21 protein-coding genes are annotated in these 26,786 nt (G+C 66.6%); 11 read left to right on the forward strand and 10 right to left on the reverse strand.

The genetic code is table 11. The features are described 5' to 3' along the window. The first annotated feature begins 3 nt into the window (after nt 1–3). Both rplQ and truA read left to right on the forward strand, forming a co-directional pair. Nucleotides 4–681: a 50S ribosomal protein L17 gene (gene rplQ, locus CQY20_RS18465; RefSeq protein ID WP_097941538.1), complete on the forward strand. Its 678-nt coding sequence runs from the start codon at nt 4–6 to the stop codon at nt 679–681. Further along, a complete protein-coding gene (truA, locus tag CQY20_RS18470) occupies nt 665–1,588 on the forward strand; it encodes a tRNA pseudouridine(38-40) synthase TruA (protein ID WP_371871019.1) in 924 nt (307 codons plus the stop codon). Before rplQ ends, truA begins: the two co-directional genes overlap by 17 nt. Here the strand turns inward: truA and CQY20_RS18475 are convergent. The 4 genes from CQY20_RS18475 to CQY20_RS18490 all read right to left on the reverse strand — a co-directional run bounded on the left by CQY20_RS18475 (nt 1,585) and on the right by CQY20_RS18490 (nt 4,656). Beyond that, nucleotides 1,585–2,262: a cutinase family protein gene (locus tag CQY20_RS18475; RefSeq protein ID WP_097941540.1), complete on the reverse strand. Its 678-nt coding sequence runs from the start codon at nt 2,260–2,262 to the stop codon at nt 1,585–1,587. The genes truA and CQY20_RS18475 overlap by 4 nt on opposite strands. A gap of 86 nt (nt 2,263–2,348) precedes the next feature. After that, nucleotides 2,349–2,993 carry a cutinase family protein gene (locus tag CQY20_RS18480; RefSeq protein ID WP_097941541.1) on the reverse strand — a complete coding sequence of 215 codons (645 nt, stop codon included), beginning with the start codon at nt 2,991–2,993 and terminating at the stop codon, nt 2,349–2,351. 2 nt (nt 2,994–2,995) lie between these two features. Then, on the reverse strand, nt 2,996–3,658 hold the full coding sequence (locus CQY20_RS18485) for a cutinase family protein (protein WP_097941565.1): 663 nt from the start codon (nt 3,656–3,658) through the stop codon (nt 2,996–2,998). A gap of 32 nt (nt 3,659–3,690) precedes the next feature. Further along, nucleotides 3,691–4,656, reverse strand: a complete 966-nt coding sequence (locus tag CQY20_RS18490) for an EamA family transporter (RefSeq protein WP_234816305.1) — start codon at nt 4,654–4,656, stop codon at nt 3,691–3,693. Between the two features lie 119 nt (nt 4,657–4,775). On the opposite strand from CQY20_RS18490, the gene CQY20_RS18495 reads away from it, so the two are divergent. Further along, nucleotides 4,776–5,342, forward strand: coding sequence for a CGNR zinc finger domain-containing protein (locus CQY20_RS18495; RefSeq protein WP_097941566.1), 567 nt, complete (start codon nt 4,776–4,778; stop codon nt 5,340–5,342). A gap of 42 nt (nt 5,343–5,384) precedes the next feature. Next, a complete protein-coding gene (locus tag CQY20_RS18500; RefSeq protein ID WP_097941543.1) occupies nt 5,385–5,843 on the forward strand; it encodes a DUF3237 domain-containing protein in 459 nt (152 codons plus the stop codon). Here the strand turns inward: CQY20_RS18500 and CQY20_RS18505 are convergent. The 4 genes from CQY20_RS18505 to CQY20_RS18520 all read right to left on the reverse strand — a co-directional run bounded on the left by CQY20_RS18505 (nt 5,828) and on the right by CQY20_RS18520 (nt 13,469). Further along, nucleotides 5,828–9,052 carry an ATP-binding protein gene (locus CQY20_RS18505; protein WP_097941544.1) on the reverse strand — a complete coding sequence of 1,075 codons (3,225 nt, stop codon included), beginning with the start codon at nt 9,050–9,052 and terminating at the stop codon, nt 5,828–5,830. The two genes, CQY20_RS18500 and CQY20_RS18505, sit on opposite strands and share 16 nt — an antisense overlap. Nucleotides 9,053–9,120: 68 nt before the next feature. Then, the gene (locus tag CQY20_RS18510; RefSeq protein WP_109789736.1) at nt 9,121–11,181 is read right to left on the reverse strand and encodes an FAD-dependent oxidoreductase; all 2,061 of its coding nucleotides are present in this window, start codon (nt 11,179–11,181) and stop codon (nt 9,121–9,123) included. Between the two features lie 24 nt (nt 11,182–11,205). Continuing rightward, complete coding sequence (locus CQY20_RS18515) at nt 11,206–11,940, reverse strand: hypothetical protein (RefSeq protein ID WP_097941545.1); 735 nt, start codon at nt 11,938–11,940, stop codon at nt 11,206–11,208. Then, nucleotides 11,940–13,469, reverse strand: coding sequence for a hypothetical protein (locus CQY20_RS18520; RefSeq protein ID WP_163700825.1), 1,530 nt, complete (start codon nt 13,467–13,469; stop codon nt 11,940–11,942). Before CQY20_RS18520 ends, CQY20_RS18515 begins: the two co-directional genes overlap by 1 nt. Nucleotides 13,470–13,567: 98 nt before the next feature. Between CQY20_RS18520 and CQY20_RS18525 the strand changes: the two genes are divergently transcribed. The 5 genes from CQY20_RS18525 to eccB all read left to right on the forward strand — a co-directional run bounded on the left by CQY20_RS18525 (nt 13,568) and on the right by eccB (nt 19,092). Then, nucleotides 13,568–14,233: a hypothetical protein gene (locus CQY20_RS18525; RefSeq protein ID WP_234816304.1), complete on the forward strand. Its 666-nt coding sequence runs from the start codon at nt 13,568–13,570 to the stop codon at nt 14,231–14,233. Beyond that, nucleotides 14,230–15,282 carry a polyprenyl synthetase family protein gene (locus tag CQY20_RS18530; RefSeq protein WP_097941547.1) on the forward strand — a complete coding sequence of 351 codons (1,053 nt, stop codon included), beginning with the start codon at nt 14,230–14,232 and terminating at the stop codon, nt 15,280–15,282. Before CQY20_RS18525 ends, CQY20_RS18530 begins: the two co-directional genes overlap by 4 nt. Nucleotides 15,283–15,302: 20 nt before the next feature. After that, nucleotides 15,303–15,899: a hypothetical protein gene (locus CQY20_RS18535; RefSeq protein ID WP_097941548.1), complete on the forward strand. Its 597-nt coding sequence runs from the start codon at nt 15,303–15,305 to the stop codon at nt 15,897–15,899. Between the two features lie 141 nt (nt 15,900–16,040). Further along, nucleotides 16,041–17,609: a PE-PPE domain-containing protein gene (locus tag CQY20_RS18540; RefSeq protein ID WP_097941549.1), complete on the forward strand. Its 1,569-nt coding sequence runs from the start codon at nt 16,041–16,043 to the stop codon at nt 17,607–17,609. A 124-nt stretch (nt 17,610–17,733) separates the two neighbouring features. Beyond that, on the forward strand, nt 17,734–19,092 hold the full coding sequence (gene eccB / locus CQY20_RS18545) for a type VII secretion protein EccB (protein ID WP_097941550.1): 1,359 nt from the start codon (nt 17,734–17,736) through the stop codon (nt 19,090–19,092). On the opposite strand, the gene mycP is transcribed toward eccB, so the two are convergent. Both mycP and eccD read right to left on the reverse strand, forming a co-directional pair. Next, entirely contained in the window at nt 19,057–20,427 is a 1,371-nt protein-coding gene (gene mycP / locus CQY20_RS18550) for a type VII secretion-associated serine protease mycosin (protein ID WP_097941551.1), read from the reverse strand. The two genes, eccB and mycP, sit on opposite strands and share 36 nt — an antisense overlap. Then, entirely contained in the window at nt 20,424–21,782 is a 1,359-nt protein-coding gene (gene eccD / locus CQY20_RS18555) for a type VII secretion integral membrane protein EccD (RefSeq protein ID WP_163700819.1), read from the reverse strand. The genes mycP and eccD overlap by 4 nt, the downstream gene beginning before the upstream one ends. Before the next feature lie 110 nt (nt 21,783–21,892). Between eccD and eccCa the strand changes: the two genes are divergently transcribed. After that, nucleotides 21,893–25,627, forward strand: a complete 3,735-nt coding sequence (gene eccCa, locus CQY20_RS18560) for a type VII secretion protein EccCa (RefSeq protein ID WP_097941553.1) — start codon at nt 21,893–21,895, stop codon at nt 25,625–25,627. Continuing rightward, complete coding sequence (locus tag CQY20_RS18565) at nt 25,624–26,766, forward strand: type VII secretion-associated protein (protein ID WP_163700816.1); 1,143 nt, start codon at nt 25,624–25,626, stop codon at nt 26,764–26,766. The genes eccCa and CQY20_RS18565 overlap by 4 nt, the downstream gene beginning before the upstream one ends. The last annotated feature ends 20 nt before the right edge of the window (nt 26,767–26,786 follow it).

Genomic DNA, 26,786 nt, shown 5'->3' on the forward strand with positions numbered 1-26,786 from the left:
GCAATGCCCAAGCCCACCAAGGGCCGTCGCCTCGGCGGGTCGTCCTCGCACCAGAAGGCGCTGCTGGCCAACCTGGCCACCTCGCTGTTCGAGCATGGCCGGATCAAGACCACCGAGCCCAAGGCGCGGGCGCTGCGGCCGTACGCGGAGAAGCTGATCACCCACGCCAAGAAGGGCACGCTGCACAACCGGCGTGAGGTGCTCAAGAAGATCCGGGACAAGGATGTCGTGCACACCCTGTTCTCCGAGATCGGGCCCTTCTACGCCGACCGCAACGGCGGCTACACCCGCATCATCAAGGTGGAGGCGCGTCAGGGCGACAACGCCCCGATGGCCGTCATCGAGTTGGTGCGGGAGAAGACGGTGACCTCCGAGGCCAATCGCGCTCGCCGTGCCGCGAGCAAGAAGGCCGCGCCGGTTGCCGCTGCGGCGGCGCCGCAGGCCGCGGTTGAGCCGCAAGAAGCTGTCGGTCCGGCCGACGAGGCCTCGGCCGAGGAGCAGACCAGCACCGAGGAGGCCTCGGCCGAGCAGACCAGCACCGACGAGGCTCCAGTTGAGGAGGCCTCGGCGGAGGAGACGGTCGACGAGGTGAAGGCCGAGGACGAGGCGATCGCCGATGCGCAGACCGCCGAAGCCGAAGCCGAGGAGTCCGAGTCCGACAAGGATGACGACAAGTCCTAGAGGTTCGATGAACGAGCCCGCCATCGAGTCCGGTGGCGGGCTTGTTTCTTCTTCCTCCTCGCGTCCGGTGATTCGTCTCCGGCTCGATATCGCCTACGACGGAACCGACTTCGCGGGCTGGGCGGTGCAAGCGGGCGGCCAGCGCACGGTGGCCGGCGTGCTGGACGAGGCGTTCACGACGGTGTTTCGCACCCCGCTACGACTGCGCGCCGCGGGCCGCACCGACACCGGCGTCCATGCCAGTGGTCAGGTCGCCCACGTCGATGTGCCCGCCGGCGCGATCCCCCACGCCTACCCGCGGCAGCGCCGCGCCGAGGACGCAGAGTTCACCCCGCTGGTGCGACGGCTGTCACGGCTGCTGCCGACCGACGTCAGGGTGCGCGACATCATGCGCGCGCCAGCGGGTTTCGACGCCCGGTTTTCCGCACTGCGACGGCACTACGAGTACCGGCTGACCACCAGTCCGTACGGTGCCGAACCGCAGCAGGCGCGTTACGTGACGCCATGGCCGCGTCCGTTGGACGTCGATGCGATGGCGGCCGCGTCGCGGGAACTTCTCGGGCTGCACGACTTCGCGGCGTTCTGCCGACACCGCGAGGGCGCCACCACCATTCGGGATCTGCAGCGGCTGGACTGGTCCCGCGACGGCCACCTCGTCACCGCGCATGTCACCGCGGATGCGTTCTGCTGGTCGATGGTGCGCTCGCTGGTCGGGGCCCTGCTGAAAGTGGGCGAGGGCCGTCGTGAACCTGCCTGGTGCGCCGGCCTGTTGACGCAGTCGCAGCGGTCAAGCGATTTCGCCGCCGCCCCGCCGCAGGGGCTGACGCTGATCGGCGTGGACTACCCGCCCGACGACCAACTCGAGGCGCGCACCGCCGTCACCCGCGACCTGCGGCGCATCGACTAGACGTTGAGCTTGCCCACGACGAAGTCGGCGGCCTGATTCACCATGCCCGCGTTGATGTAGGCCTTGGCGGCGTGGTCACCCCAGTTCTTCTCCCACGTCTCCGGGTCGGCGGGGTTACAGATCGGATCTGCGCCGTGGCACAACTCGATGGTGCGGTCCGAATACACCGGGCTGAAGTTGGTGATCGGCCCGACCCAGGCGATGCCGTTGCCGAACAGCGCGATAGCCGCGATCTTCTGTTGCACGCCTTCGGGCAGAGGGTTGTCGAATCCGAAGAAGGAGAACGGCAGGGCCAGCACGACGTCGGTGACGGCGGCGCCGAGTGAGTAGCCGCCCAACACCAGTCGGGTGTCCGGGCACGTATTGGCCATGTTCTGGATGTGTGCGCTCATGTCGTTGGCGCCGATGTCGACCTCGTTGTCGGCGGGGTAGCGCACCGCATACACGCCGATGTTCTTGCCCTTCAGCTTGGACCGCAATGCGTTGACGAACGCGTTGCCGATCAAACCGACGCCGGGAGGCTCGAGGCGTCCACGGGCGAAGACGACCTCGATCTGGGGGCACGCGGCCGACGCTGACGGAATCGCTTTGCCGCCCGGCGCAAGGGCCGGAACGATCAGCAGACCCGCCGCGACGAGAGTCGCTGTGATCGCGACTACCAGGCCGCGTCGCATCCGACGACCGCTGCAATCAACACGTCTGACCACCCCGTCGATGTTAGCCGACGAATTGATGCACCCGTTTCGGTACGGATTTCGAGCTACACCCGAGCGGCGACGAAGTCGGCTGCGCTGTTGACGAATCCACCCGTGTAGGAGGGGGACCGGTGCGCGGCGACGTTCTCGCCGTCGGTCTGGCAGATCGGATCGCCGCCGTTGCACAGATCGATGGCTCGTCCGCCCCACACCGGGCTCATCGTCAGCGGCAGCCCGAGCTTGGCCGACGGATTGCCGAACACCGCGATCGCGGCGACGAAGTCGGGTGCGTTGGGTGGCAGCGGGTTGGTGAAGCCGACCGCTGGAATGGGGACCGCGGCAATGACATCCATCACGGCCGCGCCTTGCGAGTAGCCGCCGAGCACCAGCCGGGTATTGGGGCAGGCGCCCATCATGTACTGCACGTGTGCGCTGGCGTCGTTGGCGCCGTCCGCGGCGGCGAGGAAGTCGTAGTTGGCGGGGTAGTTCACGGCGTAGGAGCCGACCGACTTGCCGCCGACCTTGGAGGACAGCGCGTTGACGAAGGCTCCACCGACCGCGCCCAGCCCGGGTGTGTCATCGGTGCCGCGGGCGAAGATGACCTCGACGTCGGGACAGTCCGCAGATGCGGTCGGCGCGAAGGCAATTGACGGCGTGATGGCCGCCGCGGCTCCCATCAGTAGGGCAGCTGCTGTGGAGATGACGCGCATCGTTACACTCTTCCGGCTGCGAACCCGGCTGCCTGCTGAGCCATCGCATCCTCATAACCCCTGTGGGCGAGCGGGTTTCGCCCATTCGAACAAATCGGGTCGCCGTCCTTGCAGAGGTCGATCGCGCGGCCGGCGAACAGGCCTGACGAGGTGAGCGGGAGACCGAACTTCGTTGCGGGATTGCCGAACACCGCGACGGCCGCGACGTTGCTGGCGGTGCTCGCCGACATCGGGGGCGCCGATCCGATGCTCCCGATCTTGTTGCCCAGCGGGGGCACACCGGCCAGCATGTCGACCACCGCTGCCCCCTGCGAATAACCGCCGAGGACGATCTTGGTGGACGGGCACTGCGCGGCCATGCTCGCGATGTGATTGGTGGCGTCGACGGCCCCGTCCGCGGCGGTGAGGAAGTCGTAGTCGGCCGGGTAGTTCACCCCGTAGGACGAGACGGTGCGAGGCGCGATCTGGGCGGCCAGCGTGTCGGCCATGGCCTGGCCGACCCTGCCGATGCCGGGAGGCTCGCTGGTGCCGCGCGCGAACACCACCTCGACGTCGGGGCAGGGGTCGGCCGTCGCAGCAGGTGCCGTGCCCACGAGGGCGGCGGCCGCAGTTCCGAGGGCGGCGAGGACGGCGGTTCGGCGGGCCGAGCTACGAGGCAAAGTCACGCGCACATATTTCCATACGCGTGTTAAACGGGCTAACCGTTTGCGTCGCCGCAGGGCGTCAGCTCGTCGGTCGGGCCCGCATCTGGCCAGGTGGCAGCCTCGACCATCTCACCGCGGTCGCCCTGCCGGGCCAGCGCCAAGCCAACCAGCACGACCGCGCCGCCGATCGCTTGCATGGCGGTGATGGCCTGGCCGACCAGCAGCCAGGCGGCCAGCACGGCGAACATCACCTCGGACAGGCCGACAAGCGACGCGAACCGGGGCCGCAGGCGGGCGATGCCCATGATGCCCAGCGTGTAGGCGATCGCGGTGGTGATCACGCCCAGGGCGATGACCGGCACCACCCACGACACCGTCAACCCCGCGACAACGGCGTCGTTAGTGGCGAATGTCAACGGCATCACGCCGAGCACGCCCAGCGAGCCAGTCACCGTGGCCCCGATGATGAGACCGCCCGCGGCCAGTGTGATCGGGCTCAAACCGCTTCCGTCAGCGGCCACCTGGTCGGACATCATGAAGTAGCACGCCGCGCACACCGCGGCCCCGAGGCCCCACGCCACGCCGACGGTGTTGATGTGGGCACCGGCAAAAACGTCAAGCACCAACGTGATTCCGACGATCGCCAGTCCGACGCCCGCCAACGTCATGTTGGTCGGCCGGCGGCGCGTGGTAACCCACAGATAGCCGACGACGAGGATCGGCGAGGTGTACTCCAGCAGCAGGGCGACGCCGACGGACAGGTGCGCGACGGCGTTGTAGTAGCACAGCTGCGCGCCTGCGATCGGGAAGATGCCGTACGCGATGACGCTCTTGTAGTTCTCGATGGCTTCCCGGATCCAGCCCGGCCTGACGAACGCCGCGAAAACCGCCATCGCGATCGCGCCCACGGCCATGCGGGCGGTGACCGCGCCGGTCGGGCTCCAGCCGGCGTCCATCAGCGCCTTGGCCAGAGGCCCGGACAAGCCGAAGCTCAGCGCGGAGGCAATGGCGAACACCATGCCGAGCCGGAAGTGATCAACGGACCTCCTCTGGGTCGTCGTCACCCTGCACCTCCGACATGTCACGAGTAAAATTAACTTTGGTCGTGACATTAGCCGGAGGGGAGGTCATGGGTCAAATGCTTTTTACTCATGACACGGAGCTCACATTGAAGGCCATATGTGTCCTGGTCAACACCGATCGCGTGGATGGCGAGCAGCTGGGCGACCTCGCGGCGCTTGATGCGTATCTGGACAGCTTCGGATGGACGGGTCGACGCGACCGTGATGAGACCGAGTTGAAATCGGTGCGCCGTCTGCGCGAGCGCCTGGGCAAGATCTGGGCGCTCGCCGACGACGAAGAGGCCGCCGTCGCGCAAGTCAATGCGCTACTGAGTGACACCCATGCGCAGCCGTGGCTGACGCGGCACCCGGAGATGCCGGAATGGCATCTGCACCTGGCGTCGGTTCACGATCCGCTGTGGCAACGCATGGGCGCGGAGATGGCGATGGCGCTCGCCGACCTGATTCGCGCAGGGGAATTGCGACGGCTGAAGATCTGCGCCGCCCCCGACTGCGAGGCGGTCCTGACGGACCTGTCACGCAACAGGTCCCGGATGTTCTGTGACACGGGCAACTGCGGCAATCGTCAACACGTCGCGGCGTATCGAGAACGCCGCGCCAAGGAGTCCGACGACGTATCGTGAGGTCGGCGCGATCGGCGCGCGACCGACGGGACGGGGTTCGGCATGAGTCTTCAGTTGGAGCACGAGTTTTCGTACTGGGTGTCGCTGAACCCGCCCATCGATTTCGGGGCCGGCCCCCTCGGACAGCGGATCTACGTCGAAGTCACGGGCGGGCAGGCCACGGGGCGGCGGTTCAACGCGCGGGCAGTCGGCGGTGGCGGCGACTGGATCCTGGTCGGACCAGACGGATTCGGCCGCATCGATGTTCGGCTGCACTTCGAGACCGACGACAACGCCCACGTCTACGTCCAGTACTTCGGTCTGCTCGAACTGAACCAGACCGCCGCGCAGGCGTTGGTCTCGGGGGTCGGCACGGAGTACGAGGATCAGTACTTCCGCACCACGCCGCGGTTCGAGACGGGCGACGCGCGGTACGCATGGATGAACCAGAGCGTGTTCGTGACCAAGGGCCAGCTGCGCAAGGGTGGCGGCGTGGAATACGAGGTCTACCGGGCGCTCTGAGCCTGTGCCAGCAGCGCTTGCGCCTCGGCCAATTCGGGCCACGTGCTTTCTGGGCTCAACTCTTTGACCGCTTCGGCCAGCGACGGCAGCGCCGCGCGGCCGCGCAACGTGTAGTCGTCCACGGCGGCGCGCAACGCAAAGACCGGGGCATGCTGCTTGCGGGACAGGGAAAGCGCGGACGACAGCAGCGCACTGCGGCCGTCGGGATCCTCTGTGGTGGCCGCCTTCAGCCTGAGCAGTTCGGCGTCGTAGTAATGCATTCCGGTGTCCTTGGCGAGTGCGAGCCCCGAATCGATCTGAGCGCAGGCCTGCTCGAGGCGGCCGGCCGCGATCAACAGCCGCGCCGCGTAGCCGTCGAACGAGGTGAGAAAGCTCAACGCTCCGACGTACCGGCACGCGGCTGTCCAACCGAGCATCGCGTCGATGCCCCCGGCTACCGCCGGTGAATCGCAATCCCCAATGGCCATCGCGGACATGGCGATCGCCACCGCATGCAGGCTGGCTCCGAGGGCGGTCCACTGGTCGAAGCCGTGTTGTTCGCCGCGGTGCCGGGTCTGCGCAGCGAGCTCGACGGCCCGGTCGTATTGGCCGGCCTCCAGCCGGAGCCACACCTCGATGAATTGGAGGTAGCAGAGGCTGAACGGCCCCTGCGGGAACACCAGCTCCTCGATGCGCGCGGCGCCGCGTTCCAGCGCTTCGTCAGCGCCGGCAAGGTCGCCCATGATCCAGCGCGCGTGCGCCAACCCGCAGAGGCCAAGGACCACGGGGTCATGAGGCATGAACCACTCTGCTTCGACATCGTGCTGGCCGCGGACCTTCATCAGCTCCGCCGCCTGCTCCAGTTGTTCCTTCGCGTCCAGGAAGTCGCCGCGCAGCCACGCCAATGTCCCTGAACCGCCGATGTTTTCGGTGAGCCACCACTCGCGGCCGTTTTCGACGCCGACCCGCAGTGATTCGACGATCTTCTGTGACCGACGCAGGTCACCGCGGCCCACGTAATATGTGAACAAGGCCATCAAGGTGGCGAACAGCTCGTCGGCGAGTGGATCGGTTCCGCCGAGCTCCAGGCAGCGCTCGAAATCCGCGGCAGCGACGGGGCTTCCGGGGCCCTCCGCCGCCGCGACCAGAAACCCGTGACGCAACCGCAAGCTGATTTCCCGTCGGTGGCGCTCGCGCCCTTCGGGCAACCGGTCGAGCAGATTCAGCGCCCTGGACAGGAACGTCATCGCATCGCTGAGCGCACCGACGTGGCGTGCGGCGCGCGACGCCCGTTGATAAGCAGATACCGCCTCGCCGATCCGGTTGGCGCGCTCGTAATGGCGCGCGATGATCGGCCAGTTCCGATCACCTTGCGAGGAAACGGATTTCAGGACGTCGGCGATCTGGCTGTGCAATGTGCGGCGGACGGACGGCGGAATCAGCTCGACGGCCACTTCCCGCAGGAGTTCGTGCCGGAAGCGCCAGGACTGATCCTCGGTTGGTTCGAGCACCCGGGAACTGCGCAACTCGGTGAGCACGACGTCAAACTGGTTGTCGGGCATCGCCACGACGGACCGCAGCAAGCCGACGTCGAATCGGCTTCCGATGATGGCCGCGGCCTGTATCACCGACATCGCGTTCTCGCTCGAGCGCAGCCGCGCGAACAGCGCCTCGTAGAGGGAGTCGGGCACCGGTACCGAATCACCTGCGTTGGCAGGCTGTTCCATGATCTTGGCGACGACTTCTTCGATATAGAGCGGCACACCGTCGCAGCGGCGGACGACCTCATTGCGTTCGCGAGCCGTCATCCTGGGGTGTAAAGAGGTGATCAGCTGATCGGTCTCATCGTGGCTTAGCGGACCCAGTTCGAAAACCTGCACTGCGGTGCTGGTCCGCAGCGATGTGAGCTCGCGCGATGTCATCACGATGAGCCCCCGGCCGACGTCTGGTTGCAGTAGCGAGTGCAGCACCTCGAGCGTCGACGGATCGAACCAGTGGGTGTCCTCAGCGAGCAGCAAACCGGGTCTATCTGCCAGACAACCGATCACGTATTCGCGAATGGCGCCTTGAATCTGCGCGTTGAGGCGATTCCCTTCGGCGGCCGCAGGCTCGTACCCTTCGCCGGGCGTGACACCGAGCACCGGGGCCAGCAGCGGAACCAAGGCGTGTGGATCCATCGAACGCGCCTCGAGTTCGGCGGTCAACCGGTCCAGCCGCTCTTGCGGGGATGCCGCGTGCGCGATCTGACAGCGGCGTTCGAGCAGTTTGCGGATCGGATACAGACCGACCTCGGTGTGCAGCGGCGAGCCGAGCAACTCGAGGACAACGCTATTCGACCGCTTCGCCAGCGCCACTGCCGCGCGCGCCAGGCGGCTCTTGCCGATGCCCGGCTCGCCGCGGAATGCCACGGCGGCAAGGCTTTTAGCGCCCGAGACGACGTCGTTCCACTCTGCTGTGATGGCCGCGAGTTCGGGTTCGCGTCCGATCAGGGGACCGGTGGATGCAGGCGTCGCCTCCCGCTCCGCTGTCGGGCGGAACGACACGACCGGATCGTCGACGCCTTTGACGCGGACGGCCGGGCGCGCTTCGAGGGTGAAGTTGTCGCGGACGAGACGTTCGACGGCTTCCGACACGGCGACGGTGCCGGGGTCGGCGATGCTGCACATCCGGGCGGCGAGGTTGGCTGCGAAGCCGTAGACGTCATCCTGGGCCGTGTCGAGGTAGACCAGGCCTCGGTGCACGCCGACCCGCACGCTGATGTCGAACCCGAAACGTTGACGCACGCGCGCGCTGAGCCGCTTGACGTCGCGGGTGATGTCGAGTCCGGCCTGCACCGCGCGCACGACGTCGTTCTCGTGTGGGTGTGGGTGGCCGAAGACAGCCAGCAGGCCGTCGCCCTTCGTGTTCCCGATGTGGCCGCCGTAAGAGTTGACGATCCGGAGTACTTCGTCGCGGTATCGGCCGACGACCGTGCGGTAGGTCTCCGGTTCGATCCTGGTGGACAGCTCAGTCGAGTCGACGAGGTCGGCAAACAGGATCGTGATCCGCCGAATTTCACCGTTTCCCGCCGGTGCGGCCAGGACCTCCTCCGCATCGGCGTTGGTCTCGTCGACGGCAAGGACTCGACCGGCGAGTTCGTCAGCGGTCGCTCGGTCTCCCTGGTTGAGGGCGCTGACGGCACGGTCGAGCAATTCATCAATCGCCGACCGGTCGGGTTCGAGGTCGGTCACCCTCCAATTGTCGCCGCGACGCCTCGATATCGCGGCGTTTGCCCGTGAGTCCGATCGTGTGATCTGCGCTACGGCAGATAGAAGCCTCGGACGCGGTGGTAGCGACCGTGTCCGAGCACGATGTTGGCCGCCTGCAGACCGGACAGGACCGCCGACTCGATGCAGCCTGAGTTCAATCCTGAATCGGTCCAATCACCGGCGAGCACCAGGTTGTCATAGCCGCTTTCATCGGGGCGAAGGCGGTACTTGTCACTGCCGGGCACCGACAACACGTACCGATCGGACGGATCGATGTTGACGCTGAGGTGCTGCGTTGCCAGGGCCGCACCGCCGCGTCGACCGCCTGCGCCGGCGAGGAGATTCCAGGCGAAGCCTTCTTCGGTGACCGCGCCGGGCATGTGCACGCCGACCCGGTGGTCGAGGAAATGCAGGGCCTCGGCCTCGGCGCGTCGGCGGCAATGCGCGACGTACTCGTCGTGCGACATCGTCGTCGGCCACTCGGCGTCCAGGGCGCCGCAGAAGTAGCCGACGGTCTTCGGGCGGTCATCGGCCGGCCAGTTCTCCGCCCACAGCGTCTGCGGCATCGAGGAGAAGGTGTCGATCGGCGGGATGTAGCCACTGGTGGTGATGGCGGGTGCGGCCAGGCCGAGCTCCTTGTGGTCGGGTCGCAGCCAGATCTGCAATCCCTGGGTGGCGATCGTGCGGACGTTGGTCACCATCTCGCGCCATTCGGGCCGGTCTGCAATGAGTTCCTGGGCGACGATCTCCACCATGCCGAGGGACACGGCCAGGATGACTTTGTCGAAGTCCACGCCGCGGCGAAGCACCCGAACCTCGGCGTCGTCGCGTGGCCCGAAGTAGGACTCGAGGTCGTCGATGCCCTCGCGTGGCTTGATCTGTTCGACGCGCGGCCGGTTGGGGAAGACGGGGAGCCGATGGATCCTCGTCAACGGGTCGTATTCGTCGACCCCGTCGGCCAGCCAAACCTGGCGGCCCATGGTGATGGCGTCGACGTTGTGCCGGTTGCCGTCGAGTTGCAGCGCGTCGAGCCGATGGAAGAACTCGAATCTGACACCGCGCCGCTTGAGCGCTTGATACATCGGCGCCATGACGATGTCGCCCATGCCGGCGGTCATCTTCCAGAAGATGGCGCCCTTGTAGGTGAAGAACATCAGGCCGACGAGCAGCATCCCGACACCCGCGGCGAAGGTGGGGCGTTCCAGCTGACCGTTCTCGTACCCGAACACCATGTTGTACATGGCCCGCAGGACGGGAAACTCGAGGACGTCCGGGTGCGCGCCGTGCCGCAGCACCCATGCGCCGTAGTCCTCGTCGTTGATCGCGCGGAAACCGCGCGGATCGGTGATCAGGCCGTCGGCCATCACCCCGCGGGTGATCGTGAGCACCAGGCACAGCAGGATCCACGTCAACCGGTGATCGGTGCGCCGCTCGTAGTCGAGAGTGCCCCTGACGACTTCCAGCGCATGGGTCAGGGCCTCGACTTGGGCATCGGGAGTCGGTAGGGGATCGGCGAGCACTGCGGTTGCAGCCAGCACTGCGCGACGCACGATATCGAGAGTGCGTGCCTTAGACGGTATTTCGGGTGACGTCGACAGAGTGAGCCCGGTATCGCCCATCGCCTGCAGTGAATCGGAGAAGTCGAGGATCAACTGCAGGGCGCGTTGCAGGAAATGAATGACATCCAGCTGGCCCGACGGACCGTCGGGCTCACCGGGCAACTCGTCGTTACCGGTGAAACGGCCGAGCCACAACTGCCATTCGTCGTTCCAGCGGTCCGTCGCGCCGACGTCGTTGGCGGGAATGAACGCCTGGTCCCACCGCTGGACGGGTGCCGTGGGATCGGTTGTCGGCCGGTCCAATTCGGCGTAGCACTCACGGATCAGCGTGAAGGCGTTCTCGTAAGAGCCGATCCACACGTGCAGGCCGTGCTCCTCGATGCGGCCGTTCTCGCCTCTGCTGGACGCGCCCTTACCGCCCAGCCGCCAGCCCCGCTGGTAGACGGTGATCGACTCGAAGCGGTTCTGCCAGCCCGGCTCGCTGAGTCGCCAGGCAGCGGCCAAGCCCGCCATGCCGCCGCCGAGGATGGCGATGCGTTCTTTACGTGTCACGTAATGCGTTGATCGGCAACGGGATCAAAGAGAGATGGAGACATCCACGACATCAGGAGGCTCTGGAGGTTCCTTCTTGGGGTATTCGGCCTTCACCGTGCCCTTGTAGACACCGCTGACCAGATCGCTCGCGTCGACGAGAACGACGAATTTGGTGACCCCTGGTTCCAGGACCGGCGGATCGAAGCTGATCTTGTGCTCGGCGATTGCCGCCTCGGTCCCTTCCCGTTTTATGTTGTCCACCTTTAAAGTTCGCGGTTCACCGGTTCGCGACGGCGGTGCCGCGAACTCATCCGACCGCACTGGGTGCACCTCGAAGCGCGCAGGTCCGGCGGCCACCGTTTCGACAATCTCCATGCCGCCTGCGATTCCGATATCGATCAGCCGCGTCATCGACTCCAGCCACTTCTTGGAGCTGTACTTGTTCTTCCCCTTCTCCATGTGGATGGCCGCGTCCTGCATGACAGTGCCTGTCTGAGTGACCATGCGGCGCACGACCGAGGCGATGTATTCACCCATCGCGAGCACGGTGTCCGGCGGCTTCTCTTCGAAGGCGATGCGGCCGATGTGTGCCGCGCCGGTGATGCCGATGCCGGCCAGTTTCGTGACTGTGTCGATCACGTCCTTCAGCTCATAGGCATCGGCGTCGATTATCTTCGACTCCGCGGACACAACTGCGGCCGACTCGTCGACCATTTTCTTGGCGGTGTCAGCGACGCGCTGTGTGACGCGGACCAGGGGCGGTTCGGGTTCTGTCATCAGTTGTTTCCTTTGGTCGCGTCCTCGGGCGGCGGCTGCAGAGCCGTGGCCGCAGCGTCGAATACGTTCGTCGCGTATTGGGTCATCTCGCGGCCGAGTTCGGCGCCGAGTTCGGCGACTTCATCGCGTGAGATCCCTTCCCCGTCACTCCACTGGACGGCGAACTTCGTGCCCAGCCTCTTGCCCCGCTCGATGCCGTCGGTCAGTTGGACGCGCATGGCTTCGATGATGGCTCCGCGCCAGCCGTCGATCAGTTCGACTTCCTCGGCGGCCTCGCTGACGGCGTCATCGGAGGGCTGGTCTCCCGGGTCCGTCCCACCGGTCGGATCTTTGTACTGCCCGGCCGGCTTCGGCACAGAGGGCGTGAAGTTGGTGGTGCCAGACGTCGGCGTCGCGCTAAACATCCGGCTCATCGCGTCTCCCCAGCCGAAGCCACACCCCATCGCGGCGGTCGCGGTGGCGCTCACACCGCGAATCCGCACCTGCTTGCATGTGCGGATCTTCACCAGGGAGTCCTCGTCACCGGGAGTCGTCGGAGTTGCCCAGATATAGCCTGCGTCCACCTCGACCAGCTTGCAGTCCCCGATCCGGGGATTGTCGAGGTCGTAGTTGATGTAGATCCCTTCACCGTCGGTGCTGACGCCCTTCCAGTACCGCAACGCCGTCCGCATCTGCCACTGCGTTTCGTCACCGCTGACGCTCTCCAACACGCGCGACCAACCGCCTGACGGATCCGGGTTCAGCGGCGGCTGCAGTTCCATCGATACGAAGAACTCGCACAGATCGGGCCAGTTGAGCGGATCGATGATCTCCTTCATCTGTTTGAGTGTGAAAGGCGACTCCCACGAGGTGGTGAGCACGGTGCAGAACTTCCCGTCGATCTTGCGCAGCGCTCCCGAGCACAGCGGCCGGCGCATGACGTCTTGAAGGTCGGGATCGACGGCGTTCTTGGCGACAAAGTCTGTGACAGCGGCGTATTGGGCTCGGGTCGTGGCGAAGCTCAGGGCGTTTTTCAGATCCGTCACCGCGTTCCCGGTGGGAGGTATCTGATTGCCCGGTATCTCAGGGAGTGGTTCGTCGTTGTTGCGGCCGATCACCGGCAGCAGGACATCAAGCGGGTCAGGCATCTGTGCTGACGACAAACGTGATTCAGGCAGCAGCTCAGCCGGCGGCTGACCCTGTAATACTTCTTCCATCCTGGCCACGTTGCTCAGGACCGAGGCCGCATATATCGCCCGCGACTGAGTGCCCGGGTCCACTGTCCTCTCTTCGGCTGGTCCGATCGCGAGTTCCTCGAGCGCTTCGGGATAGCTGGGGAACGTCACGGGCCCTTCGCGCGTGATCGGGGTGCCGCTCACCGAGTCGACCGGAGTCAATTCGTCCCGTTTGAGGAAGTGCTTCAGTTCGCGGTACCAGCCCCGCTGTCCCACGCCGGTTGTGCCGGGCAGGAAGCTCTCGACCATTTTCACAGTCTCGTTGTGCAGGTCGCCGCTACATACAACTTCATCGATGGTGCCGAGCAGAGCCATTTGCGCATGAAGTTTCGACATATCGCGCCTCCCGCTGGTCGCGGATCTAGCATATCGACACACGCCCATTGCGCAGGGCGAATGCGGAAGAGGTGCTGATGGCAGACAGACCGATGGATGACGATGCCGGCATCGCCGATTTGCCATGGGCGTCGGTATTCGATCCGGCCGCCAATGTGCGGGCGCTCAGTGCAATTCAGGCGCGCGGGTTTCGCGCCGCCACCGAAGTCGTCGACCGCTTCGTCCGTATCACAGAGATGGGATTTGCTGCGCCCACCGGTCCGGACGACGAGGACGCCGCGTTCGAGATGCCGCGGGTTCCCGAGATCGGCCGGATCGTCAAGTCCTTGCAGAAGGTAATCAGTCAACTCGGCGAGTCGGCACTTTCCGGATCGACATCGGCCGAGGCCGGTCTGGATTTGGTGAACTCCGCGACGACAGGCGAGGTTCGCCTCGACGCCGTCGAATCGGGTTCGACGGCGACCGAGGTGTGGCTGCACAATCGCGGACCGGTCGATATGGGCAAGGTGCGATTGCGTTGCAGCGACCTGCTTTCCCACGACGGTGCGGTGATCAGTTCTTCGTGCGTCCGATTCGAGCCGGACGTGGTACCTATGCCCGCGCGCTGCAGCCGCGGCGTCACCATCGAAATCGACCTGGTGCCCGACCAACTGCCAGGTTGCTATCGGGGCACCCTGCTTGCCGACGGACACGCCGACGTCTGGTTACCCGTGGTGCTGAACGTGAAGACATCCGGGTCATGACGGACACCGCCGACCGCGCCGACGTGACGGCGGCCGTCGAGGATCGGCTGCGTCGGGTCGGTCGGAAGATCCGGTCTTCGATGCTCGATGCCATGCCGGACGGCGAGCCCGTGCGGTGGTTGTACGGACCGATGCGGGAGTACCCGTCGCGGCCAGGCAAGGCGTTGCGGCCGGCCTTGTGCATGTCGGCCGGGCGGGCGTTCGGCGGCGCGGCCGACGACCTACTGGGTGTCGCGGTCGCAATCGAATTGCTGCACAACGCGTTTCTGGTGCACGACGACATCGTCGACGGCAGCGAGATGCGGCGCGGCCGACCGACACTCGCATCGAAGTATGGTTTGGCGGCCGCACTCAACGCCGGTGACGCACTGGCCGTTGTCGCCGGCCAGGTGTTGCGACGCGCCACACGCCGGTTCGACCGCGACCTCGCGGACTTGGTGTGGGCCGAGTTCGACACCATGGCGATGCGCACCCTCGAGGGCCAGGCCACCGAAGCGGGGTGGCTGCTCGACAACGTCGAGCAGTTGCGCCCCGAGGACTACCTCGAGCTGATCATGCACAAGACGTGTTGGTACACCACGATTCATCCGTTGCGCGTCGGTGCCATGGTGGGTTCCCGCGGCACCGCCGAACTGGCGCCGTTGGTGCGGTTCGGATTTCACTTCGGCGCCGCATTCCAGATCCGTGACGACATGTTGAACCTCGTCGGCGACGAGAAGATGTATGGCAAGGAGATTCTCGGTGACCTGTACGAGGGCAAGCGCACCTTGCCCCTGGTCCACTTGACCGCCAATGCCCGTGGCGCCGACCGTGATTTGGTGCTCGAGTACTTGAACATGCGCCGCGACGAACGCACGCCCGAACTGGTTCGCACCATCCGCGACCTGATGGATGACTACGGAAGCATCGAGTTCACGACAAAGTTCGCCGAGGGCATCCTGTCGGTCGCCGAGGATTACTTCCAGGAGGCCTTCGCCAGCGCCCAACCGGGCCACGATCTCGATTTTCTGCGCTCGTTGGTGCCTTACGTGTGGGCGCGGTGGCGCTGACATAGCCGGGCTGGGGTGCGGTGGATCCGAACACAATGCCCGCAGCCCGCCGCATAATCATCGTCTCGCTGCGACGGGCGGAGGCCTACGGCGACAACTTTGCAATGGCGTGCGCGCTATGGGCATGCGGCACAGTGCTGTTGCGCCTATCCGATGGATCTTCGGATGCCGCGGTCGAGTACCTGAAGTCGGCGCGCGACATCATCACCAAACACCGCACGGTGGTGGTGGCACTTGCCCCGATCGAAGCGGACCTGGCGCTGGTGGCCGCGCGTGCGGGTGAGGTGGACAGCGGGATCGAAACCCTGCGCGCGGTGATCGCACGCCAGTTGGAGAACTTCGACGTCACGTTCATGGGCGTGACGATCCCTGCGCTGATCCAACTCCTGGTGGAACGGGGCCGACCCGAGGACCTCGCGGAGGCGGCCGCGATGGTGCAGGGACTCGAAGTGCAGGCCGAGAATCTGCAGTTGCCAGCGATGCAGTTGTGTGCGGCCTTCTGCAGGCAGGTGCTGGCTGACACTGACGACGACGTTCGGGCGGCGCGGCGGGAGTCCGCCGACATCGCGGAACGCATGTCTGCCCGCGGCGATTTCATCCGGATACACTCCGACTGATCCAGGTCGCTTTGAGCTTCCGGGTTAGCACTGCCGCCGCCGAGCCGTACATGAGTCTCCTTATATGAGTTTGCTCGGTTTTGCGGGTGGGCACCACTGCTTGATGGGAAGATCGCTCCGGGAATCGAGGCGAGGAGCGCTATGCGGGCAACGGCCGGGTCGTTAGCAAAATCAATTACTGTCGCTATCTTCACGGTCCTGGCCGCGTTGATCCTCGGCGTGACACAGGCGATGACGACGGCCGTCACCGCCGCCATCGGTCTGACGGCATACCAGGCCATCATCGTCCCTGGCACCGGCACACAGCATCCCGCGCAAGTGCCCAACTATCTGGATCACGCCGTCGGCTACTACCTGATACCCGCCGGAGACTGTGGTCCGAGTGAGTCGTGCGCACCCGTCACCGGTGTGGAATATCTCGCCCAGTTCTGGCCGATACCGCTGCCGGGATGGGGTGGCCTGAAAGGTGCCAAGTGGAACGTCTCGGTGAAAAGCGGCGTGCAAGGACTGACCGGCGCCTACGACAAGGCAATACTCACTGACGACAACATCGCGATATTCGGTTACTCGCAGGGCGCCACTGTGGCGAGCATGTTCAAAGACCTGCACCGCGACGACCCGGAGGAGTTGAAGGCAAGAACGACCTACTTCTTCATCGGCAATCCGCAGCGCCCTGACGGCGGCGTCTTCGAGCGGTTAGCGATCCTCGGCACGGTGCCGATTCTTGACGCGACATTCGGCAACCCGACTCCGACGGACACGTGCGAGCGAGCCGACGAAACGCACTGCGCCAGCGACTTCGCGTTGATGTACGACGGCGTCGTCGACTTCCCGGAGTGGATTCTCAACCCGCTCGCCATCGCCAACGCGGCCGCCGGCTTCGAGTACGTCCACGGCACTTACCTGGCGCCCGACGGTGACGATCCGCTCGACGAGACGCCGTACGGCTACCAGCCAGACGAGGTAGAACAACTCATAAGGAACGCCGAGGCGGAGTGCAGCGAACAGAACTTCTGCCAGCGCCACGGCGACACCATCTACATCACGTTGCCTGCGCGGTTCTTGCCGCTGTATCAGCCGTTCATCGATCTCGCGGAAGCGACAGGTACGTCGGCGCTGGTGGTCCCGTTGGTCGACCTGGTGTCGCCGCTCACGCAGACCCTGATCGAAACCGCCTACACTCGCGACGACTACGGCAAGCCTTCACCGGTGACCCTGCTGCCGCGCTTCAACCCGATCGCGGTCGCGGGCGATCTGGTGCGCGACATCCCCGAAGGCATCCAGATGGCGCTCGAGCCAGGCCGCACACAGCTGCCCGGATCACCGGGGCCCGTGACGACCAGTGACATGACATCTGAGGAGACATCTCCCGCGCCGCTCGTGGATAGCACTCCACCCGTGACGACGCCTGATACGACGGCCGTCGCGGCGACGACCGCTGTCACAAACGATGACGCTGCCAACGACGCAACCAAGAAGACCAAGGCGTGGGACGGCAAGCCGCTGACCCGGCTGAGCCTCATCGCAACGCCCGGTGGTGGTGCGTCGAACGACGGGCAGGGAAAGTCCAGCCGCCCGATTCGTGACGCGCTGAAGAACTTCCATCCGGTGCGCGATGTCGTGAAGGCGGTGAAGAACGCGGCGAAGGACGCGCTCGGGAACGGCAGCAAGACCACCAAGGACAAGCAGGACGACTCGTCGGGGGACTGACCCGCGAAACTGTATTCCCGCAGGTGCCTTCTCGCACTTTCGCTGCGGGGATGCAATCTCGCGGGGCGGAAAATTGGTGAAGGGTTGTAACTCCGGGCGCCGTTAGGCTGGCTCCCGGGGGAGTATGGCTCGTCAACCGACGACTCGGCTGCAGGTCAGCGGCTACCGCTTTCTGGTGCGCCGGATGGAACACGCGCTGCTGCGCGGCGATATCGAGATGCTGCATCCGGTACGCACACAATCGCTTTCGTTCATCGGCGGATGCGTTCTCGCGGTCATCGTTGCCGCAGGTTGCGCGATTCTGGCGTATTTGCGACCGGATGCGGCATTGGGCGACGCCCCGATCGTCATGTCGCGCGACGGGGCGCTCTATGCCCGCAGCGGCGATGCGCTGCATCCCGTCCTGAATCTGGCATCAGCCCGACTCATCGCCGGCAGCGACGCTAAGCCGAAGCTCGTCGACGCAGGCGCCATCGGCCAAGCCAAACGCGGTCCGCTGCTGGGCATTCCCGGCGCACCCGCTGCGATCGGCAAGCCGCTGGGCGACGACATCGCGTGGACCGTCTGCGACGGTGCAACGACGACAATGATCGCCGGTCCGCCGAAGGTCGTCGAGCAGGCGCAGCCCGCAGTCCTGGTCACTCCGCGGTCAGAAAGCGCGGCGACGACCTACCTGCTGTATGACGGCTGGCGCGCCGAAGTCGACCTCCGCAATCCCGCGGTGGTGTGGGCCCTGCGGCTGGATAGCGTTGAGCCGCGGCCGGTGTCGCGGATCCTGCTCGACGCGATTCCGGAGGCGCCGCCGATCGCACCGCCGCATGTCCCCGGGCTGGGTTCACCGGGAGCCGTTGCGGGCCAACCGGTGGGCACCGTGATCCGCGTGCCCCGCGTCGACGCCAACGACTACTTCGTGGTGCTGGCTGACGGCGTTCAACGTGTCGGCGAGGTCGCAGCCGACCTCATCCGCATCGCCGGTTCGCAAAGCGGCCGTGACGTCGTTTCGCTGTCGCCCGGCGGCCTCGCAGGCGTGCCGGTCGTCGACACCCTGCCCGTATCGGCACTACCGCGCCGCGCAGGAACCCCCCGCGGCAAGGGTGACGGCGTGCTGTGCGCGCAATGGCTGAACACCGCGAATACCTCTCTGTGGCTGGATGATTCGTCACCAGCATCTGACGTTGTCGACCTCGCACAAGCGGACGGCGACGGGCCCAACCTCGACACGGTTGTCATACCGGCGGGCCGAAGCGCATATGTGCGTGCGACGTCGCTGACCGGGAAAGGGCGCGGAAAGGGACCGCTGTACCTGGTGACCGACAGCGGCGTGCTCTTCGGCATCCGCGACGAGGACGCCGCGGCGCACCTCGGCTTAGGCGGCAGCCCGGCGACGGCTCCCTGGCCCGTGCTGTCACGACTGCCGCGCGGTCCGGAATTGAGCAGGGAGGCCGCGTTAATCGCGCATGACGGCATCGGTGCGCCGCCGTGACCACCCGACGGTCGCGGTCATCGTGATCACGGCCGCGGCGATCGCCACGCATACGCCCGCGCCGCTGAACGCGACACGGCGTGCACCGCTGTCAGGCGGATCTGAGAGCGGCGGTGCGACAGTGGTGTGGTCATTGCGCGGCGGGGTGACGACGCTCATGCGTGCGCCGGAGGGTTCGCCGGTGACGGCGGCGAGCGCGTCCACAACCCCGTGGCCGACGAACGGATCCCATCCCGATGGCGGCCGGTGCGCAGTGTCCTCGATCCGCCGCATCACCTGCCGCGCGGTGAGATGCGGCGACCTCGCCCGCACCAGCGCAGCGATCCCGCTGACCACCGGCGCCGCATAACTGGTGCCCACGATGGGCATCGGATCACCGAGCACGGGCAGGGTGTCGACGAGGCCTTCGCCGTCGGCGTCCAGCGATATCACCGCTTCGCCGGGCGCGGCGACGTCGACCCACGGCCCCGCGAGCGTGAACTCGGACGGTGCGCCCTGCGGATCGATCGAGCCGACCGTGAGGACGTAGTCGTCGTACCAGGCCGGGCTGACAACGACTTTTACCGATTCCCAGTCGGGCTCGCCGGCACCGGCAGGGTCCACCGGGTTCTGGTCCGGGCAGTGCCCGAGCCCGCCGACGTTGCCTGCCGCCGCGACGACGACGGCGTTCTTCACCTCGACCGCGTACTCCAAAGCGGCGCCGAGCGCTCGATCGTCGAGCGGGTCCGCGGCGTCGACACAGGCGATGGAGGAAATGTTGATGACGGTGGCACCCAGGTCCGCCGCCGTGCGGACAGCCATCGCCAACGTGTTGACATCGCCGACGCCGGGCGCCGATCGTCCGGCCGGCGCGAATTTGACGCTCGACTGCCGGATGCCGATGATCGTCGCGTCCGGTGCGACGCCGCTGAATCCGCCGCGGTCGTTGGTCGCCGCGATGATGCCGGCCACCACCGTGCCGTGCCCGTCGCAGTCGTCGGTGCCGTCACCGGTGGACACGTAATCCCCGCCGGGGACGAGGCGGGGCAGCAGCCGGTGCCGTGCGACACCGGTGTCGATGACGGCGACCGTCTGGCTGGCGCCGCGGCTGAGCCGCCACACGGCCTCGAGGTCAAAACCCTGCAATTGCGTCGGACTCTCCGGTCGTGTTGTCTCGGTGGAACTCACGCACTGTTGCCTCTGCTCCGTCGGCTCCGGCGGAGACGGCGGGCGCGGGGCAGGTAGCCGCGCGTCGTCGACCACCGGCGGGGTGACCGCATCCGCTGCGGGCGCCGACCAGACTGGGAGCGACGCCAGCGCGACGGCCGCGAGCAGCCTGAAGGCTCGACACGTCATGGCAGGCTCAGGCCGCGAACGAGGCCGAATACGCCTGCGACCCAACAGGCGAGCGGTACGACGGCCGCCAACGCGACGTACTCGACCACGTCGACCGCCCGGCGCGCGACGGGACTCAACCGACTGTCAAGATCAGCGCGGGCGAGATACAGCGCACCACCGCCGAGGACGACAGCGGCTAGGCTCAGCGATCCGGCGTGTCGTGGCGCCGAGAGCACCGCTTGCGCTAAAACGGCAGTGGCGCAGACCAATCCACTCGCAACCAGCGCAGTCGGTCGAACGGCACCGAGTTGCTGCCGTGCCCGAAGCAGCAGCACGGCCGACATCGCGACAGCGAACAGGATGGCGCTGATTGCGGGTTCATGTCGGTCTGCGGCGACAGCTACCACGCCGGCCGCAGTTGCCGCAGAAAAGCCCACCAACAGCCCCGTCAACGTGCAGTGAGCACGTCCGGCTCGCACGTCGTCGACCGCATCGTCGTCGAGGGACCCGTCATCGGTCAGCATCTGTGGTGTCGGCATCCGAGGCGCCAGCCCCGCCAGAGCGATCGACAGTCTGGCCGCCACGCCTGACAAGGCCAGTGATACCGCCGTCAGGGCGGCGCCCGCGGCGGCCAGGGATGCGGGCCAGAAGACGGCCGCCACCGCGACCACCGCCATCGTCCCCATGAACGCGATGACGGCGATGAACTCCGTCGTTCCCTGACCTGTCACATGAAGCACGACTGTCGCTGTTGCTGCGCAAACCGCCGCTGCAAGAACGAAATTCGGCGGCGCTGGACCGTTCGGCACCATCAGGAAGCCGGCGACGGCAGCGAAGACGGTGGCCGTCAGCCCGAGCGTGACGGTCGGCAGCGGGTCAGGGTCGACGCGGCTTGCGACGACAGATGCGACCGTCGCCAACAGCGTCACCGCTGACGCAACGACAGCTCGACTGCCCGGCGGCGCGCCGGCGGGCCAACCGAGGGCCACCGCGCCGACGCCGGCCGACCACAGACATGCACCGGCACCGGCGCGGCGCAGCCAGCCGCGATCGGTTACGGGAATTGCGTCGGCAACGCTGTGCCACGAATCGTGCTGTTGGACCGTCATCGCGACCGCCTCGGCCGTCAGCAACAGGACATCGCCATCGCGGACTCCGTTCTCCTGCAGCGTGATCGACTCGTCAAGCACGGTGCCATCGGGCCGCGACAGTACCCACCGATCGTCGAAACGCGCTTCCCGGCAGCCCGTCAAGTCGACGATGCTCGGCAGGAGTTCGCCGAGTTCGCGTCGCGTGGGCAAGGCGAGATCGACCGCCTCCGCCCCTTCTCCGTGGTCGGTGTGCACCGTTACCCGACACAGTCCTGACGCCATCATTCCTCCCCCCCGCGATTCACCGTAGCCGCGCCCAGCGCCTCGGACTTTCCGAAAATCCCCTGCTGTGGAAGAGGAACCAGACGGGCCGCAACACCGTCTAACCGTCGATGGAGTTCGTGACCGAGCCGCGTTTGGATGCGCCGCCGACCGACCTCGGCGAGGTGGTCGTGCGACCGCCGCCGGAAGTGCGTCGCGATGCGCCGGCGAATCCGCTCGCCCGGTTATTGCCTCTCGCGCTTATGGTCGCGACCGTCGGGATGATGGTCTTCTACTTCACCTCGGGTGCGACCGTGACGCGCAACCCCATGTTCATGTTCTTTCCGGTGATGATGTTGGGATCATTGCTGGGGACCGTGGTATTCGGTGCGCGCGGCGGCAACCGTACGGCAGAGATCAACATGGATCGCCGCGACTACCTGCGTTACCTGGCGTCGTTGGACGTGACGATCACGAAGACCGCTGAGAATCAACACCGTTCATTGTGGTGGCGCCATCCGGATCCCACCGCGCTGTGGACGTTGGTCGGCACCAGGCGGATGTGGGAGAGAACCCCCGACGACGTCGACTTCGGCCAGGTCCGCGTCGGAACGGCCAGCCAGGATCTGTCCACGCCGCTCGTATCGCCCGAGCTCGGGCCGGTCGAGGACCTCGACCCGGTGACGACGAGCGAGTTGCGCCGGCTCATTCGGCGACGCTCGACGGTGGCCGACCTGCCGGTTGCGCTCGAGTTGAACGCCGCGGCGGCCTACTGCATCGACGGGGAAACCTCGGCGGGACGTGCGCTGGCTCGGGCCATGGTTTGTCAGCTGGCGGTGCTGCACAGCCCGGCACACCTGCGCATCGTCGCCGTCGTCGACGCCCTCACCGGCGCGGAGTGGGAATGGCTCAAATGGCTTCCACATCACCAGCACCCGCACGCGACGGACGACGCCGGTGCCGCCAGGATGACCTACACCAGCCTGACGTCCGCCGAGGCCGCGCTGAACAGTGAATGTCGGGTGGTCGTGGTCATCGACGGCGGGCTGGCAACCCGGGAGCACGCGGCTTCGAGCGCGTCGGCGGCTGCGACGCTCCTGGAGCTGGGAACGTCCTGTCACGACATCGCGGACCGAAACGGCATGCGGTTGACCGTGACTCGTGATGCCTTGATCGGGCAATCTTCTGCCGGCGACCAGACAGCCGCGCGGCCCGACGGCATGACGACAGGACAGGCGCTCGCCTGCGCCCGCCGCATATCCGCGTTCCGGCCCGCCGCCGTCGGCGAAGCGGCCGCTGTCACGTCGGCAGCATGGCCCGACCTGATGGGTATCGGCGACATCGGTCGCCTCGACCCGGTGACGGTGTGGCGCCGCCGCAGCGCCGGTCGGCGCCTGCGGGTGCCCATCGGGGTGTGCGAGCAGGGCTTGCCGGTGGAGCTCGATATCAAGGAGGCCGCCGCCAACGGAATGGGGCCGCATGGCTTGTGCATCGGTGCCACGGGCTCAGGCAAGTCGGAGTTCCTTCGCACGCTCACGCTGGGGATGATCACCGCCCACCCGCCCGAGACGCTGAACCTGGTGCTCGTCGACTTCAAGGGAGGAGCAACATTCCTCGGGTTCGAACGCGCACCGCACGTCGCCGCCGTCATCACCAACCTCGCCGACGAGGCGCATCTCGTCGCACGGATGAAAGACGCCATCGCCGGCGAAATGAACCGGCGCCAGGAATTACTCCGCACTGCGGGCAATTTCGCGAACCTTGCCGAGTATGAGCGCGCGCGTGCCGCCGGCAGGGGATTGGCGCCGCTGCCGGTGCTGTTCATCGTCGTCGACGAATTCTCTGAACTGCTCAGCCAGCACCCGGATTTCATCGATCTGTTCATCGCGGTGGGGCGGCTCGGCCGGTCGCTCGGTATGCATCTGCTTCTCGCGAGCCAACGGCTGGACGAGGGACGGTTGCGGGGATTGGAGTCGCACCTGTCCTACCGGATCTGTCTCAAGACGTTCTCGACCAGCGAGTCGCGGGCGGTGCTCGGCGTCCCGGACGCCTATCACCTGCCCAGCAATCCAGGTGCAGCCTTCCTGAAGACCGGATCCGAGGACCCGCGCCGTTTCCAAACCGCCTATGTCTCCGGCCCATACACCGAGCGGTCCAGTCGAGAGGCCGACCCCGCGGTTGCGCCGGTCCCTCGGCTGTTCACCGCGGCGCCGATGGGCCGTGTCACGGTCGCTAGCGAGCAGACGGCGGAATCCGTGTCCAGCAGAACAACACTGGAAGCCGCGCTCGACCGGCTTCAGGGGTACGGCCCGCCCGCACACCGAGTATGGCTGCCGCCGCTGACGGAGCCGCCCATGCTCGACACTTTGCTGCAGCACACGGGTGCTCCCGCCTCGCTGACCGTGCCGATCGGCCTCGTCGACTGCCCGTTCGAACAGCGGCGCGACCTGCTGATCGCCCAACTCGGCGGTGCGGCGGGCAATGTCGCCGTCGTCGGCGGTCCTCGGTCGGGCAAGTCGACGGCGGTGTGCACGCTCATCGCCGCTCTAGCCGAGACACACGACCCGAGCGAAGTACAGATCTACTGCCTCGACTTCGGCGGCGGCACCTTGTCGTCCCTGCTGCCGCTGCCGCACGTCGGCTCGGTGGCGGGCCGGCGTGACGCCGAGTTGGTACGGCGAACGGTCGTGCATCTGGAATCGCTTCTGCGAGCGCGGGAAACAGAGCCGGTATCCGGCCACGTGTTCCTCGTCATCGACGGCTGGGCAACCGTCCGGCAGGAATTCGAGACGCTGGAGTCAACCATCACCGCCCTTGCCGCTCGGGGGCTGTCCTACGGCATCCACGTCGTCGTCGCCGCGTCCAGATGGGCCGAGATCCGGCCCGCGCTGAAGGATCAGATCGGCACCCGGATCGAGCTGCGGCTCGGCGACCCAGCGGAATCCGAGATGGATAGAAAGCGCGCCCGCCAATTGATGCAGAGCCCGCCCGGTCGCGGCATCACCCATGACGGCCGAGAATTCGTCATCGCCCTGCCGAAGCCCGACGCGGCTTGCGTGGACCGGCTGCACGCCCGCTACGGCGGTCACGTGGCGCCCCCGATCGAGATCCTGCCGACGCGGGTCGAGCTCGACGCCATCGCTGAGCGGTTCATGCCGTCGCGACCGGCCACCGAGATCCTGCTCGGAATCGGTGAAGCCGACTTGTCGCCTGTAGCTGTGAATTTCGGCGCTGAGGCGCACTTCGTCGTCCTCGGCGAAGGGGAATGCGGCAAGACAGCGACCCTGCGGACGCTGTGCCGTGAGATCGTGCGAACGAACACTCCGCGCACGGCCCAACTGTTCATCGTCGACTACCGGCGCGCGTTGCTCGGGGTGGTGGAGACCGACCACCTCGCCGGATACACGCCCTCGGCCGCGGCGATCGCACCCCAAGTGACCGGCCTTCTGGAACGACTCGCCGCGCGGATGCCCGGCGCCGAGGTGACGCAGCAGCAGCTGCGCGAACGATCCTGGTGGTCGGGACCCGAACTGTATGTCGTCATCGACGACTACGACCTGGTCGCCACCGCCAACGGCACAAATCCGTTGGCGCCGCTGCTCGACTATCTGCCGTACGCAAAGGATCTCGGCCTGCACATCGTGGTGGCGCGGCGCTCCGGTGGCGCGGCGCGCGCGCTGTTCGATCCGGTTCTGTCGCGGCTACGCGACCTCGGATGCATGGGACTGATGATGAGCGCCAGTCCGGACGAAGGCGTGCTGCTGGGTTCGGTCCGACCGTCGCCACTGCCGCCCGGGCGCGGCACGTTCATCCGGCGATCGCATGCCGATGAACTCGTCCAGGTCGCATGGAGCGATCCGGCGTGACCGACTGCGTCGTCGAAGTCGGGCCGGGTGTCGTCCGCGGGCCGAACGATGCGCCAGCCGAACTGGTGTCGACAGCGCTGGAGTGCATCGACGACGAGATCGCCCTGCTCGACGACGAACCCGTTGCCGTTGCGGCGCTGTGGCGTGAGCTGTTTCGGTACGTTCTGCGCGACGGCGCCTCATCAGCCGTGCTGGTCGTTCCGACGTGGTGGCCGCAGCCGTGGATCGACCGCGTGCGGGATGCGGTGAATGTCGGGAATCCGATTGTGGTGCAACGCAGTTGTGTGTTGTCGCGCGACGCGCCGGGGATCCCGATCGTCGTCGAGATCGCTCCGGAGTTCGTGGCGGTTTCGCGCGACGGTCGGGTAATCGCGGCAGAACCCCGACTCGGCGCCTCCGCAGACATCGCAGCGGCGGTGGTTGAGCGTGTCGGTAGAGCAGCCACGGTGATTATCGACGCGCCGTTCGGTATCCAAGATGCTTCAGGCCTCGCCACCGCGATCGGGGAACGCCTTCGCAGCGAGGGTGTTTCGGTGACGATCGCCGATCCCGATCGAATCCTGACGCCGCCTCGCGAAACCCGGCAACGCGTGGAGCTGCCCGCGCGGAGGTTCCGCATGGCGCAGGCAGCCGGTGTGGTATCCGTGGCGCTGGCGTGCGTCGGAGCTGGCGTCGTGTACGGCCTCAACGGCTCCGACGAGGCGCCGGTGCCCATGACGCTGCTGGTGGAAGGCCGGGTTGGGGTCAAGGTGCCGGCGCAGTGGAAGGCACAGCGGATCACGGCGGGACCGGGTTCGGCGCGGGTGCAGGTGTCGGCGCCCGACGGCGGCGCCGCCGTCCTGATGACGCAGACGCAGGTGCGCAGAGGGGAGACGCTGACGGCGACGGCGGCGGCGCTGCGAAGCGCGCTGGACGACCAACCGGATGGCGTGTTCACCGACTTCAACCCCGACGACCGGCGGGCCGAACGCCCCGCCGCCACATATATAGAGGCGCGAGAAGGTCGTCGGATCGACTGGGCGGTGTTCGTGGACGACACCGTGCGTATCGCTATCGGCTGCCAGCGCGGTTTGGACGAGGAGCCTGGCCTGCGCGGCATCTGCGACGAGGCCATCCGGTCGGCGCACGCCATCGCGTGAACTTTCCGAAATTGGATGGA

The sequence above is a fragment of the Mycolicibacterium agri genome, assembly GCF_002553505.1.
Classification (GTDB): Bacteria; Actinomycetota; Actinomycetes; order Mycobacteriales; family Mycobacteriaceae; genus Mycobacterium; species Mycobacterium agri.

Bases quoted from the DNA above. Each gene is read 5' to 3' on its own strand.
- rplQ (WP_097941538.1), top strand. From the start codon at position 4: ATGCCCAAGCCCACCAAGGGCCGTCGCCTCGGCGGGTCGTCCTCGCAC.
- truA (WP_371871019.1), top strand. From the start codon at position 665: ATGACGACAAGTCCTAGAGGTTCGATGAACGAGCCCGCCATCGAGTCC.
- CQY20_RS18475 (WP_097941540.1), bottom strand. From the start codon at position 2,262: ATGCGACGCGGCCTGGTAGTCGCGATCACAGCGACTCTCGTCGCGGCG.
- CQY20_RS18480 (WP_097941541.1), bottom strand. From the start codon at position 2,993: ATGCGCGTCATCTCCACAGCAGCTGCCCTACTGATGGGAGCCGCGGCG.
- CQY20_RS18490 (WP_234816305.1), bottom strand. From the start codon at position 4,656: ATGGTGTTCGCCATTGCCTCCGCGCTGAGCTTCGGCTTGTCCGGGCCT.
- CQY20_RS18495 (WP_097941566.1), top strand. From the start codon at position 4,776: ATGCTTTTTACTCATGACACGGAGCTCACATTGAAGGCCATATGTGTC.
- CQY20_RS18500 (WP_097941543.1), top strand. From the start codon at position 5,385: ATGAGTCTTCAGTTGGAGCACGAGTTTTCGTACTGGGTGTCGCTGAAC.
- CQY20_RS18515 (WP_097941545.1), bottom strand. From the start codon at position 11,940: ATGACAGAACCCGAACCGCCCCTGGTCCGCGTCACACAGCGCGTCGCT.
- CQY20_RS18520 (WP_163700825.1), bottom strand. From the start codon at position 13,469: ATGGCTCTGCTCGGCACCATCGATGAAGTTGTATGTAGCGGCGACCTG.
- CQY20_RS18525 (WP_234816304.1), top strand. From the start codon at position 13,568: ATGGCAGACAGACCGATGGATGACGATGCCGGCATCGCCGATTTGCCA.
- CQY20_RS18530 (WP_097941547.1), top strand. From the start codon at position 14,230: ATGACGGACACCGCCGACCGCGCCGACGTGACGGCGGCCGTCGAGGAT.
- CQY20_RS18540 (WP_097941549.1), top strand. From the start codon at position 16,041: ATGCGGGCAACGGCCGGGTCGTTAGCAAAATCAATTACTGTCGCTATC.
- eccB (WP_097941550.1), top strand. From the start codon at position 17,734: ATGGCTCGTCAACCGACGACTCGGCTGCAGGTCAGCGGCTACCGCTTT.
- mycP (WP_097941551.1), bottom strand. From the start codon at position 20,427: ATGACGTGTCGAGCCTTCAGGCTGCTCGCGGCCGTCGCGCTGGCGTCG.
- eccD (WP_163700819.1), bottom strand. From the start codon at position 21,782: ATGGCGTCAGGACTGTGTCGGGTAACGGTGCACACCGACCACGGAGAA.
- eccCa (WP_097941553.1), top strand. From the start codon at position 21,893: ATGGAGTTCGTGACCGAGCCGCGTTTGGATGCGCCGCCGACCGACCTC.